General features: G+C 30.8%; 14 protein-coding genes. All 14 read right to left on the bottom strand.

Going from position 1 to position 13,949, the window contains the following annotated elements:
• Positions 1-579 carry a hypothetical protein gene (locus WHD08_RS18190; RefSeq protein ID WP_208889785.1) on the bottom strand — a complete coding sequence of 193 codons (579 nt, stop codon included), beginning with the start codon at positions 577-579 and terminating at the stop codon, positions 1-3.
• A gap of 96 nt (positions 580-675) precedes the next feature.
• Positions 676-2,700 carry an NADPH-dependent 2,4-dienoyl-CoA reductase gene (locus WHD08_RS18185; RefSeq protein ID WP_208889786.1) on the bottom strand — a complete coding sequence of 675 codons (2,025 nt, stop codon included), beginning with the start codon at positions 2,698-2,700 and terminating at the stop codon, positions 676-678.
• Positions 2,701-2,821: 121 nt separating this feature from the next.
• On the bottom strand, positions 2,822-3,535 hold the full coding sequence (locus WHD08_RS18180; RefSeq protein ID WP_208889787.1) for a pirin family protein: 714 nt from the start codon (positions 3,533-3,535) through the stop codon (positions 2,822-2,824).
• Positions 3,536-3,537: 2 nt separating this feature from the next.
• On the bottom strand, positions 3,538-3,975 hold the full coding sequence (locus WHD08_RS18175; RefSeq protein ID WP_165733615.1) for a MarR family winged helix-turn-helix transcriptional regulator: 438 nt from the start codon (positions 3,973-3,975) through the stop codon (positions 3,538-3,540).
• Between the two features lie 429 nt (positions 3,976-4,404).
• On the bottom strand, positions 4,405-4,653 hold the full coding sequence (locus WHD08_RS18170; RefSeq protein ID WP_165733616.1) for a glutaredoxin family protein: 249 nt from the start codon (positions 4,651-4,653) through the stop codon (positions 4,405-4,407).
• Positions 4,654-4,656: 3 nt separating this feature from the next.
• Positions 4,657-5,190 carry an NADPH-dependent FMN reductase gene (locus WHD08_RS18165; protein ID WP_208889788.1) on the bottom strand — a complete coding sequence of 178 codons (534 nt, stop codon included), beginning with the start codon at positions 5,188-5,190 and terminating at the stop codon, positions 4,657-4,659.
• Positions 5,191-5,239: 49 nt separating this feature from the next.
• On the bottom strand, positions 5,240-5,635 hold the full coding sequence (locus tag WHD08_RS18160; protein WP_165733618.1) for an OsmC family protein: 396 nt from the start codon (positions 5,633-5,635) through the stop codon (positions 5,240-5,242).
• The gene (locus WHD08_RS18155; RefSeq protein ID WP_208889789.1) at positions 5,622-5,987 is read right to left on the bottom strand and encodes a DoxX family protein; all 366 of its coding nucleotides are present in this window, start codon (positions 5,985-5,987) and stop codon (positions 5,622-5,624) included. The genes WHD08_RS18160 and WHD08_RS18155 overlap by 14 nt, the downstream gene beginning before the upstream one ends.
• A 115-nt stretch (positions 5,988-6,102) precedes the next feature.
• Positions 6,103-7,101: a lipoate--protein ligase gene (locus tag WHD08_RS18150; RefSeq protein WP_208889790.1), complete on the bottom strand. Its 999-nt coding sequence runs from the start codon at positions 7,099-7,101 to the stop codon at positions 6,103-6,105.
• 489 nt (positions 7,102-7,590) lie between these two features.
• A complete protein-coding gene (locus tag WHD08_RS18145; protein WP_208889791.1) occupies positions 7,591-9,330 on the bottom strand; it encodes a hypothetical protein in 1,740 nt (579 codons plus the stop codon).
• A 116-nt stretch (positions 9,331-9,446) separates the two neighbouring features.
• Entirely contained in the window at positions 9,447-9,959 is a 513-nt protein-coding gene (locus WHD08_RS18140) for a hypothetical protein (RefSeq protein ID WP_208889792.1), read from the bottom strand.
• A 45-nt stretch (positions 9,960-10,004) separates the two neighbouring features.
• On the bottom strand, positions 10,005-11,240 hold the full coding sequence (locus WHD08_RS18135) for a DUF6638 family protein (protein WP_208889793.1): 1,236 nt from the start codon (positions 11,238-11,240) through the stop codon (positions 10,005-10,007).
• 82 nt (positions 11,241-11,322) lie between these two features.
• Positions 11,323-11,907: an NUDIX domain-containing protein gene (locus WHD08_RS18130; RefSeq protein WP_208889794.1), complete on the bottom strand. Its 585-nt coding sequence runs from the start codon at positions 11,905-11,907 to the stop codon at positions 11,323-11,325.
• Positions 11,900-13,858: an AAA family ATPase gene (locus WHD08_RS18125; protein ID WP_208889795.1), complete on the bottom strand. Its 1,959-nt coding sequence runs from the start codon at positions 13,856-13,858 to the stop codon at positions 11,900-11,902. Before WHD08_RS18125 ends, WHD08_RS18130 begins: the two co-directional genes overlap by 8 nt.
• Between the last annotated feature and the right edge of the window lie 91 nt (positions 13,859-13,949).

The raw sequence follows: 13,949 nt of genomic DNA, 5'->3' as shown, positions 1-13,949 counted from the left end.
TTATTGTCTTCTCATTCCGCTACCTCTACTAGGTCTAGAATTTTGATTATTGTTTTCTGCTTTTTTAGGCTGTAAACTTTCTATGATGCTCTTTTGATATTTTAACCACTTCTTGTCTTGTTTTTCTGATAAAACACCTCTTAGAATTTCATTGAGCTCTTTTTCATGTTCATTAACATTCTCTTTAATTGGTCTAGTGACTTCTCTTACCTTTTCTCTTATGTTTTTATTACTTTCACTATCTCTTTCATTAGACATTGTGTTCATTAAAAGATCTAAATCCGTAAATTTTTCAGCATTTAAGAATAAAATTTCTTTTACTTTAAAATTATAATTTCTTAATGCTTTGGTTACTGAATATTTTTTGTCATCATCTTTAATCTTAACTTTCTTTATCACCTCATCAACATCATAATAAAAAATACCCGCAATTTCTTTTGCACTCAGTTTTTTAACCTCTTTTGTTTGATTCAATTCAGGGTTCTGTGATTGTTGTCTTCCGCCACCTCCACCTCTAGAACGCTGTGCTGCTATATTAAAGGTTAAAAAAAGGATTGCAATAAAAAGTATTTTCTTCATTATCAAATTTGTATTTATTATTTAGGTGCAAGCTACTAAAAAAACTGCTACTTCTATTTTTTGAAAATATAATAATTTATTAAAATAGTATTTAATTTAAAGATCTGCCGCCAATCGTGCACCTTGATTAATAGCTCTTTTTGCATCTAATTCACTTGCAAAATCGGCACCACCAATAACATGTACTTTTTTACCAGCATCTAACAAAGGTTGATACAATTCTTTAAAAGGAACTTGACCTGCACAAATAACAATGTTATCTACCTTTAAAATTTTAGCTTCTTCATTCTGAACATAATGCAACCCTTCATCATCAATTTTCGTATAAGAAACCTCACCAATAAACTGCACTTTCTTCTTTTTTAAAGTAGATCTATGAATCCACCCAGTTGTTTTACCTAAATTCCCACCAAATTTCCCTTTGCTTCTTTTAAACATAAACACTTCTCTTGGTGAAGGTTCAAATGCTGGTTTTACATTTTCAATTCCGGCTCTAGCCTCTAAGTTTTTATCGATTCCCCATTCTTTTAACCAAGCATTAATATTTAAGGATGTAGATGCTCCTTCATGTGTTAAATATTCTGAAACGTCAAAACCAATTCCACCTGCACCAATTACTGCAACTCGTTTTCCTACCGGTTTTTTCAATTTTAAAACATCAATATAACTCAAAACTTTTGGGTGATTGATGCCTTCTATTTTTAATGCTCTTGGTTTAATTCCTGTTGCAATTATAATTTCTTCAAATTCTGAAGATTTTAAATCTTCTACAGAAACTTTAGTATTTAATTTTACAGTTACATTGTGTAGCTCTATTTGTTTGTTGAAATAACGCAAGGTTTCATAAAACTCTTCTTTACCCGGAATTTGTTTTGCAATATTAAACTGACCTCCAATTTCTTTATCAGCATCAAACAACGTTACAAAATGACCTCTTTCTGCCGCAATTGTAGCTGCTGCTAATCCTGCAGGTCCTGCACCTACAACTGCAATTTTCTTTTTAAGTACGGTTTCATAATAATTCAATTCCGTTTCATGACAAGCTCTAGGGTTTACCAAGCAACTTGCTACTTTCTGTTGAAATACATGATCTAAGCAAGCTTGATTACAACCAATACACGTATTAATTTCATCTGCTTTTTCTTCTGCTGCTTTATTTACCCATTCTGAATCTGCTAAAAAAGGACGCGCCATAGAAATCATATCTGCATCCCCTTCTGCCAATATTTTTTCTGCCGTTTCAGGCATATTTATTCTGTTAGAAGTGATTAAAGGAATCGATAATTCTTCTTTCATTTTTTTAGTAACCCAAGTAAAAGCTGCTCTAGGAACTGATGTTGAAATAGTTGGTATTCTAGCTTCGTGCCAACCAATTCCTGTATTTATTATCGTTGCTCCTGCTTTTTCTATTTCTTTACCTAATTGTACAACTTCTTCCCAGGATGAGCCATTTTCTACCAAATCTAACATCGATAATCTGTAGATAATAATAAACTCTAACCCGACAGCTTCTCGTGTTTGTTTTACCAGTTCAATAGGCAAACGCATTCTGTTTTCATAACTTCCACCATACTCATCGCTTCTTTTATTGGTTCTTTTTACAATAAATTGATTGATTAAATAACCTTCAGATCCCATAATTTCTACACCATCATAACCTGCTTCTTTAGATAATTTGGCAGAATTCACAAAATCTCTAATAGTTCTATTAATTCCCGATTGTGTTAACTTAAAAGGTTTAAATGGTGTTATTGGTGATTTTATTTTGGAAGGCGCAACATTAAACGGATGATAGCCATAACGACCTGAATGTAGTATTTGCATGCAAATTTTACCACCTTCTTTGTGGACTGCTGCTGTTATTTTCTGATGTTTTTTTGCGTGTTTTTTGGTAGACATTCTTGCTGATAATGGAGCTGTCCAACCTTGTATATTTGGGGCAATCCCTCCGGTAACAATTAATCCAACTCCACCTCTTGCTCGCTCTGCATAATAAGCCGCGATTCTTTCTAAACCGTTTCTTTCCTCCTCTAAACCTGTATGCATAGAACCCATTAAAATTCTATTTTTTAAAGTTGTAAAACCTAAATCTAATGGTTCAAAAATGTGTTTATATTTCATATTCTTGGAATTAATTTTATTATGCACGCATAACACTTTGCAAGATATGTTTATTTTTTGAAAAGAAAAAACCTCAAAGAAATGATTCCTTGAGGTCCGATTTTTTTATACTGAATTTAACTTACATGGGTACTTCTATCAATAATAATTCAGAATTAGATAGGCTTTTAATCACAAAACTATCTGTTTCATAAATACCTACAGCGTCTCGACTACCTAGTTTTGTTGAATCAATCTCAAAATCGCCAGAAATATTCATTACATATACTCCACGGTTCTTACTTTTTAACTGATAGTTAAAATCTTGATTTTTATCTAAATCAATCCTATAAACCTGGGCGTCTTGGTGTATTTTTAAGCTATCATCATCAGAATTAAAAGAATTTACCAATAACTGCAATTTATTTTTTCTGTCTTTTATATCAAATCCCTTTTGGTCATATCTTGGAGTAACTTCATTTTTTTCCGGCATTATCCAGATTTGAAATAAACCTAAATGTTCATTTGCAGAACCATTTATTTCTGAATGATACACTCCTTTTCCGGCAGACATTACTTGTACTTCACCTGGCAAGACGGGAATCCAATCATTTGCCATATTGTCTTTATGTTTTAAAACACCTTTTAATGGAATTGTAATAATCTCCATGTTTTTATGAGGATGTGTGCCAAACCCCATGCTTGGTGCAATTAAATCGTCATTTAAAACTCTTAATGCTCCAAATTGTATTCTCTTTGCATCATAAAAATTAGCAAAACTAAATGAATGATTTGCTTCTAACCATCCATGATTTGCGTGCCCTCTTGTGGATGCAGTATGAATTATTTTTTTCATAATTATCTCATTTTATCTAATAAATCACTTAAAGTTGTCGCCTCTTCTTCTGTTAACTTTTCTAGAAACAAAAGGTTGTTATTATCGTCTATATTAGATAATAATTCTAAACCTTTTTCATTAATTTTCACAAATACAACCCTTCTATCATGTTCACAACGCTCTCTTTCAATTAAGTTTTTTTCGCATAATTTGTCCATTAAGCGGGTTGCATTAGGTGCTCTTTCTATCATTCTATCTTTTACAACTTGCACCTTAATTTGACCTTTTGATCCTCGTAAAATTCTTAAAATATTATACTGTTGTGGCGAAATTCCGTAAGGTTTAAAAAACTCATTTTCTTTACTACTTAACCAATTTGCAGTGTATTTTATGTTGATTAAAGCCTTTAATTTATTGCTTACAAATTTAGATTTTATGTCTTTAGAAATGTCTCCCATGTATTCAGTATTCAGTATTCAGTATTCAGTATTCAGTATTCAGTATTCAGTATTCAGTATTCAGTATTCAGTATTCAGTATTCAGTATTCAGTATTCAGTATTCGAAAATTAAAAATTTCAATTGATGGACTTACTTTAAAACTTATTAACTTTTGAAAAAATTTAATCTTTCTGTTGATTCTATTAAATGGACTTCGACAAGCTCAGTCTGACATGCCTAGTTTTAATTGGACTCTTGAAATTTATAACTATATTATATCTTTTTATTCTTGATTCTAAAGATTAAAAAATTCAACACATAGGAACATAGAAAACATAGATTTAGTCTTATGTCTTATATCTTTTTTTTAGTCCTAAGTCCAGCCACTTTCGTCTTGTCTCTTGTCTCTTGTCTCTTGTCTCTTGTCTCTTGTCTCTAAAATAAAAAACTACGCCCTTAAACTTAAATCTTGCATAATCTTATTAAACTCTTCTGTAGTTGGAGTTAAATAAATTTTATCATCTACAAACAATGTTGGATATTTTGCTACGCCACCATACAATTCTTTACTATGTTCTCTTGCTTCTGCATCTTTAGAAATATCTTTATAGATATAAGGAACATCTGTTGAATTTAGAAAATTTTTAAATGCTACTGTATAAGCGTGTCCTGCTCTTCCGTATAAAACTATTTTCATTCTTTATTGATTTACAGCATTTTCAAATGTATTCACTTGTTCTTTTAAGGATGCTAATAATTCGGTATTTACAATTGTACCTTCTTTAAAATTATCGTAAAAACTTGGCAAAGAAAAAGAGATTAATTCTTTTGCGCCTTGCCATGAAAATCGAGAAAGTGCAGTTTCTAATACAGATTGACCTCCTCTTGCTCCTGGTGAAGTTGCCATTAATAATAAGGGTTTGTCTCTAAAAACTTGTGCTTCTATTCTAGAACTCCAATCAAAAATATTTTTGAAAGCTGCTGCATAAGAACCGTTATGCTCTGCCAAAGACAGAATAAAACCATCGTAATTATCTAGTAAATCAGAAAACTTTTGTGCATCTTCTGGAAAACCATTTTTTTCTTCGTCTTCACTAAAAATTGGTAATGAAAAGTCTCTTAAATCGACTACGTCAAAAGAAGTATTTTCTAAATTTTCTGCTGCAAATGTTGCTAATTGTTTATTGATAGAAGTAGAACTTGTACTACCTGCAAATGCTAATATTTTTTTCATATTTTTATTTTTTTTACTGTAAACTGTGCCTGCTTACTGCAAACTAGTTTTACTGAATTGTAGTTATAATTTTAGTTTCTCCTTTCACCATTTTTGCAACCGGACATTTACCGGCAAAAACTAACAACTTCTTTCTTTGTTCTGCTGTTATTTCTTTTTCAAAGGATATTTCTTCTGTTAAATAAGTGCCGTTTTCATCTTTCAGCTGAGAAACATTTACTGATATTTCACCTATATCCCAACCTCTTCTTTCGGCATAGGTTCTTAATGTCATTGAAACACAACCACCGATTGCAGTTAATAGATATTCAACCGGAGTTGCACCAGTATCTCCTCCTCCAGCAGCAACAGATTGATCCATCGTTAAATAATGATTTCTCGTTTTTGCTTCTGCAAGAAAATTCTTGTTTGTTAAAACAACTTCAGATTTTTTAACTTCTGACATTTGTTATTTTTTTGTTCGTAATATAAGAAGTGATTAAAAACACCATCGCTGCAATTGAAGCTCCTTGTTCTCCGTCTCCAATCATTACGTGTGCAAAAAAGGCAAAAATAAATGCGAAGAAGAAACCTGCATATGCCCATTCTTTTATTGTTTTATTTGATAAAAACCATAAAGCCACTAAACCTAATAATTTTGCAATTGCATAGGGATAAATGATGTAAGTAGGATAACCAAAATTGGTAAACAATGCTGCTACTGCTTCATGATTAAATATATACATACCCGCAGAAAAAAGCATGATTACAGTTAATAATGCAGTAGAAATATAATATATAATTTTTGTAGTCTTCATCTTGAATGGTTTTTAAATTCTTGACAAAACTACAAAATAAATATTTATTTACCAAGGAAAATAAATCCAAGGGAATATATTTAAATAAAACAACACTTTTTAATATCTAAATAATTTAATCATTACCATATACAAGATCTACAAATTCTGAGTTTTCTAATATCCCGAAATAATCAGCAACAGTTATTTGATCTAACTTCTTACTGATTTCATTTTTATCGTAAGGAACACCAATTAATAAATTTTCAAGGTCTGTGACAGGTTGCCTACCAAAAAAGTCACCATAAATTTTAAAGTCAGAAATATGTCCCTTTTCAACAAAAATACGCAGATCTATTTCTCCTATTGGAAATCGTTTATTGCGTTGAATGTTAAACTTCGGTGAATTTCCAAAATTCCAATCCCACAAATCATATTTTGCTGCTTTTAATTCTTTTACAGCTTTCCACTCTACTTCGGTTAATTTATGAATTTCAAATGCTTCCTTCGCTTCAAACAAACCAGTAAGTAATTGTTTTTTAAACTGATCCATTGTTATGGGGTCTTTTAAAAACTCACTAATATTTGCAACACGACTTCTAACCGATTTATGTCCTTTAGATTGAATTTTACTCATTTTTACTTGAAGCGCTTTCCCTACTTCACTCATATCTGTATCGAACAATAAAGTACCATGACTAATCATTCTTTTTCCGGTAGAAAACTGAGCTGTTCCAGAGATTTTCTTTTCATCAACCAAAATATCGTTTCTACCTTTTAACTCGGCATTTACGCCTAATTCGTTTAAAACACGAATTACAGGTTCTGTAAACTTTTTAAAATTACTAATACTTTTACCGTCGTGATTGGTGATAAAACTGAAATTTAAATTTCCTAAATCATGATAAACGGCTCCTCCGCCAGAAATACGCCTAACTACTTTTATACCCTTTTTATCGATATATTCTTGGTTAATTTCTTCTAAAGTATTTTGATTACGACCAATTATAATAGAAGGTGCATTAATATAAAATAATAAATAATCTGTTGAAGCATCAAAGTTTCTTAACGCGTATTCTTCTAATGCTAAGTTTAGTTTAGGATCTGTACAGCCCTCATTATCAATAAAAATCATAGGTTTTATTTATTATACCAATTTAACTATTTAAAGCCGCTTTAAAATACTTTTTTATTTTTTAACTTCTACAGTTATAAAAAAAACTTGTCTGTCTAAGCACTACTAATTTGTTCAGTACAAGCTTATTCGAATACTTTATTTTACTTATTGAATGTCCTTCGACAAGCTCAGGAAGACATTTAGATTCTCAATTGATTTAGCGACGTAATAAAATTAATTTAGTATTAATTATAGCTAACAAATATAACGATTTTCTAAAGTTTTTTTTAAGTATCTAAACCTAAAATAACACAGGCAAAAGGAATTTTAGAACCCCAAAAAAAACCAACTTAAAAAAACAAAATTGACTGTTTTATATAAGTTGGCAAATATGTTTAGCCCCGATTGAGCCTTTCGACAAGCTCAAAACATGTTCATTTTTTAAGCTCTTTTTTGTTTTTTTTAACAAAAAAAGCAAGTAATGAAAGCGCGAAACAGCTACAAAAACTACTGATTCTCTTTAATAGAATCTATTTTTCTCTGAAGCTTTTCTATTTCTGTAAGCTTTTTATCTTGTGCAGAAAGTAGCTTAATAGAATCTAATATTTGCTGATTTTTATCTAGGTTAGAAATTAATTTTATAGAATCTAAAACTTGTTTGTTCTGCTCTAAAATTGTTTTTTGCTTTTCGAAATACAAATTACTTCCTTCACTAGTTTTCCAAGCTTCATTTAATTGGTTGTAAACTTCCTCATTCCAAGTACTTGGTTTTTTAGCATTTATCCAAACTACATCTCTATATTCACTGTCTATCAAGGCTAAATCTGGCGTTGCAGAACCATCAAATTGTTCTGGATTGTCTGAACTTATTGTAGAAACTGTTCCTAGAAAAAACATTCTTTTTCTACCTGCAATATTCTTAATATAAGGTCTAAATTCTACGGGAGTATTTGAGTTCCAATCGTACTCTTTTTTAGATTCTTTTACTTTTAAAGGCATTGCAGAAACTCCTGCATATCCTTGTTTTTTTGATGCATGATCGTAAAAATAAAACTTATCTGTACCGTCTGCTGGGATAAATACACTGTAACTTAAACTGGTTCTTTCATTACCTACTGGTTCTAAACCAAACCAATGATATAAGCCGCTAAAAGCATCTGTTTTACTGTCTGAAAAATCGAAATCGGTTACATAAGGTTGTGCATTTTGATCTTTTGGTACGGTAGGAATTTTTACAGCACTTTCCATGTTCCAAGGTAATGGATCTGAAAATCCTGCTAAAAACTTTAAACTTTCTGCTTGCAAACGAGATACGCGCTCTGATAATGTGTTCTGCTTGGTTAAATAAGCATGATTTTTCATTTCATCTGGCGAAATATAGGTTCCTTTACCAATGGTAATTCTTTCTAAATAATCTGTAATATCATGTTCTCCATTTTCAATAACCATGACACCTCCAAAACTTGGATATGGAAAAAAGAAGCCTTTCCATTTTATTAAACTTACAACCTCAACCCAAGCACCTTTATCATTTTTCATGTAATACGTATCGCTTGGTTCGTAGTTAAAAAGCATCCAAGGATTTAAACGTTGCACTACCGCATTGTAAGTATTTCTACTAAATTTTAAAGATTCTCCGATAGAAAATGTTACCGAGATTCTATTTTCTGATGAAAAACGAGGAAAAGGTGTTGTACTAGACACAGAAAAAACCTCTTCTGTATTGTCTTTTAATCCTTGCCAATAGTATTTTTCTGTAGGCTGAATTGCCATCGTCCATTGATTATTTCCATCCACTCTAACCAAATGTGGCAACGAAACATCTTTAGTTTCACCAACAGATTCATTTGCCATAGAAAAAATGTTTCTTAATGGCTGAATTCTTTCATTTTGAGTTAATGGCAACTCATGAATTTCTATCTTATTTAAATCGTTAAATACATTATAGGTTTTCATATAATCGTAGAATTGTAAATTCCAACCTACATAATATAAGATTCCAAAAAATGCTGATAAGAAAAATAAAATTCCGATTCTTTTACCTACACCTACCGCTTTTCTAAAACCTCGTAAACCTAGAAACAGCAGTGAAAAACACAATAAAATTATGAAAATAAATTTTCTGAAAAATATTAATACTGGTTGATAATCGTCTCTAAAAAAGAATAATAATGCCAATAATATTATTAAAAACAGTATGACTCTTTTCTTTTGCTTTGCTCCTTTACTCCAATAATTCTTTAACATAATTACAAGTTTGAAGTATGAAGTTTGAAACTAGAGGTTTCTTACTCATACTTACTATTTTATTCTAATTAATTTTTTTACTCTTTTTTTGATTAGTGCCACTGAAAACTGAATACTTATAAAAGTCCTTTATCTTTTAAGCGTTCTCTTGCACTTTTCTCTTCTACTTTAGGCACTTCTTTTGTTACGTCAACTTCCTTATTATCTTTTTCGTTAAAATCGTCTACAAAATCTTTTCCTTTTTCTATGATTTCTTCTAATCTGTCCTCGAAAGCCTCAGTCCGTTCTTCAATAATTTCTGAAGATTTAAAAATGGCTCCTGCAATATAAGTCCCAATCAAAGTTCCGAAAATCATGGATGCAAACAATGAAATTGTTGCATAATTTATGGGAATTAAAAATTGCACAATTAAAATTCCTACTAGAAATAAAACAGCAATGTAAACAAACCTTAAAACAAAATTCTGCTGAAACACAAACCCTTTTGTATCGGTATCTTTCATCTGCAACTCTTCCGAATTCATTAATTTATTGAAAAATAAATACATTTTATTCCCTCTTGATTCCCTCCAATAAATAACAATTCCGAATAAAATTGCTGCAATAAATATGATGATTTCTATGGTCATGTTTTTTTAAAGTTTGAAGTACTATATAAAATTAGTCTATTTTTTCTAAAAATTGTTACAAATTGTTTCAATTACCCAGTCTTGTGTTGAATCTTCTAAATTTTTAAAAAGTTTGTAAAACTGTTCCTTGTCATACCAATATATAAATAACACATCTTTAGGCGCAATGTTTACTAATAAACTCCAAATTAAATCTTGATGATTTGGTAATAATGAAGAATGTGGTTTGTGCAGTGATACATACATTTCTTCATCAATAAAATCTTTCGGATTTATATTTTTAGAAACCTTCTTTTTTTCTAAAAAGAGCTCTAAACCCATTATTTTTTTTCTTGATAAAATATCAATTTTGTTTAAATAGCTTTTAAATAAAATACCTTCTTCTAAAATATCTTTTATAGAGTGTGATGTTTCCTTTAAATAAGATGAAAACATAAATTTCTGAATCCTCTTGTACCTTTTTTGAGTAGTTTCTTCTTCTAAATCTAATTCCAGAACATTATAACTTATTAATTTCTCAATCATTTCTTTATGAGAAATATGATACATTAAAACATCATACGTTGTATCTTTTATAGCTTCTTTATAAGTTACTTCATTTTGAAAAACAAGAACTGGAGTTACTAAATCTCGTAATAAGAAAACACCTCCAAAAGCCTTTGTATAAAAAGAATCTGTTGTAAAAGTTATTTCTTCTATACTTAGATTTCTTTCTCTTAAATCTCCATATTTCTTTGCTGATGATATCAATTTCTTGTGAATATCTTCGTTTATAAAATTGTTATCAGCGTTAAATAATTCAATTAATTGTAATTGCTCTTCTTTGGCTTCAAATAAATTATCAATTAAATGAAACTTAATCGTAATGTCTTTGTACCTTAAAACATCTAAAGATTCATAAAAAACATCTATTTTTTGATCAAACTCAATGCAAACAGCAGAATCTCTTGTAATATCATTAATCGTTTTTTCATGTTTTTTAAACACCATTTTCATCAATTCTCTATCAAAAGAATTAAACGGATTATAAACAGGTAATCCTTTTTGTCTTGGAGTAATAATTATAGCGTAGGTATTTGCTTCACCGTTATTAAGGTAAAAAGACACTCCTTTTTCCTTTGCTATTTCCGGACTCCAACCTACTCCATCAATCGAGAATGACGTTAATTTTGTTTTTGTGAAACCAAGTTTTACGAGACATTTATTATAACGTTCTACCAGTTTTCCGCTAACGTTAATGGACTCGCTTCTGTATAAATTAGCTTTTATTAGTTTTTGCATTGTTTAATTGTTACGCAGAGTTTCACTGAGAATTCACAGAGATACACGGAGTTTTTTTATTTTTTTACTCTTAATAGTTTTTTTAATTTATCAATTTATGAATAATCGCATATTGCAACAACACAATGGTTCTTGTATCTACTATTTCACCTTCATTTAGCATTCTTACAGCTTCCGTAAACGGGATTTCTAAAACCTCAATATCTTCAGTTTCACTCTCTAAACCTCCACCTTCACTCACCTTCATATCGTCTGTATATTCACCAACAAAAAAGTGCATTTTTTCTGTTAATACGCCTGGTGATGAATATCCTTCATAAACTTTTTTAACAGATTTTAAACGAATACCAACTTCTTCTTCCGTTTCTCTTATGACACATTGCTCAGAATTGTCTAAATCTAATAAACCCGCAGGTATTTCAATTAAAAAACCGTCTTTGTTATCATGTAAAAAAGTAGGCAATCTGAATTGCTTGATTAAAACCACCGTTTTTTTTGTGGTATTGTACAACAAAATTCCTGCTCCATGTCCACGTTCATAGACTTCTCTCATTTGATGCACCCAACTTCCGTCGGACATTTGATAATCAAAATTGAATTTATTTAAAGTGTAATAATTATCTGATAATAACGTCTTTTTACTATTTTTAATTCTGATGTTACTCATTTTCAAATGTTTTTCTTGCTTGTAAATCGATGTTCATTTGGTTGACTCTAGCATCTACTTTTCTCTTAAAATCTGTATCTGCAATCGTGGCAACATTGTCTAAATAACGCACCACTTCTTGTCTTCTAATTTCAGAAAAATTAAGTCCTTTCATATTGCTTTTCATTAATTCTTGCAACATATTAAACTTGGTTTCATATTTCTGTTTGAAGTAAATCTCAGGATTTTCAAACCAATCTGGTTCTAAATCGAAATCTGTTAATCGCAATGAAATTGCAGATTGAATATTACGCACATCTCTCGATGAAAAGAATGGAAATATTTTCTGAATTTCCTTATACAAAATGGCAAAAAACAAATGCTCATTCGATCTATGGTTTTTTTCTGCTCTGTCATATGCTTCCATAACTCTTTGTTCGGATGGTTTTTCTACAGAACCTAAAATTTCGCCCATACTTTTGGTCAAACCTTGGTCTTTTAAAAACTCATAATTAGACGGATCTTGCATATTCACAAAATCTGGCATTGTTTTTTCAAATTTCTTCCACCAAATATAATCTTGATCTAAAAAGTCGTGTTCTGTTCTTGCTCCGTCAATTTTAAATCTACCTTGGACACGAGAAATTACCGCTTTGTCTAACATTTCTGGTAAATTGGTAAATAATCCGATAGACGAATTTCCATAATTCACCGCATAAGCACCTTCTGTATAGCGTAAGAAAACTCCGATTACTTCTTTTACTCCAGCAGAAACTCCCTGTGTAGTTCTTTCTTGTAAATTATTCTCAGCATCATCAATTGGTGCAAAAATTAATTTTGTTGGATCTTGCATTGGCTTCATCCATTCTACCATTTTTTCTGCAGATCCTCCTTGAAAAGTAGAAATCAACGTGTCTGGCATTGGATGAAATAAAAACGGAATGTCTAAATTATCTGAATGTTCTTTTAGTCGTGTTGCTATTGCCGCAATTAACATGGATTTTCCCGTTCCTGGAATCCCGTATCCCATAAAAACAGGCATAAAACCACCCAATTCTTGAAACGGATTTTTCTTTGCATCAAAATCGTAACTCAACATTCTTTCTGTTAATCTACGTGCAAAATGTTTGGCATCTTTATTTCCTACAATTTGCTCAAACTGAATTTTATTAAACTCGATACTTTTTGCTGTTCCAGAAAAAACATTATCCCAACCAGAAACGGCAAAATCAGAATTTTCTAATTTATACGTTCTGTCTATAATGGTTTCTGTGTATTCTAAACTGCTTTTTCTAAGTTGAATTTCATCAATTAAAGCCTCGTAAAAAACCACCGTAAAATCAATGACATCCTTGTCCGATTTTACAATCTCTGGATGTCCTAAATATTTATCAAAATAAAACAAAGAACACGCTATTCCTTTTAAAGGTGATAAAAGCGAAACTTCTGGAATACCCGCAAACTTTTGCTTCATCACAGATAAATCATCTGAAGCATGTGGTTTTAAATCGTGTAAAATTTTATAGGAAGTCGCAAATAACTGAAACGCTGTTGCTGTTTGCATCTTACTTTCAAATTCTCTTTTTCCTTGAGAATCTAAAGCCGATTTTCGTTCGTGCAAACTTGACAAACCAGACGAATCGTAATAATTATCTTTAATCCAAATACCTAAAGTGAGTCCTTCTTGCACTGCATACAACGTCTGATTTAAATACACAGGTATTGCAATAGAATCTGGCAATAAACGCTTTTTTAACGCTAAAATAGTTTTAGAAACAGAGGTAACTTCTACATTGCTTCCAGAATTAGCTCTCGATAAATACAATAAAATAGATTCGTCTTTTGCGTCCTTATCTTTATTTTTTGCTCTGTCACTTTGTTCCCATTGAATACTTTTTAAATAACCAGAAGCTTCATCGCGAAGCATGTCTAATTCGTTTTGTTTTATAGGAAAAGTTGAATTATGATTCATTTTTTTTAGTCTTCAGTAGGCAGTCTTCAGTAGGCAGCTCAAGCTGCTTTTCATGTACCTCGTTATTTTTTTCTTTTTCTAAATCTTATTT

It is taken from the genome of Polaribacter sejongensis, from assembly GCF_038024065.1.
GTDB lineage: Bacteria > Bacteroidota > Bacteroidia > Flavobacteriales > Flavobacteriaceae > Polaribacter > Polaribacter sejongensis.
Note: the sequence above shows the minus strand (reverse complement) of the source record. Positions and strands in the feature narration are given on the sequence as shown.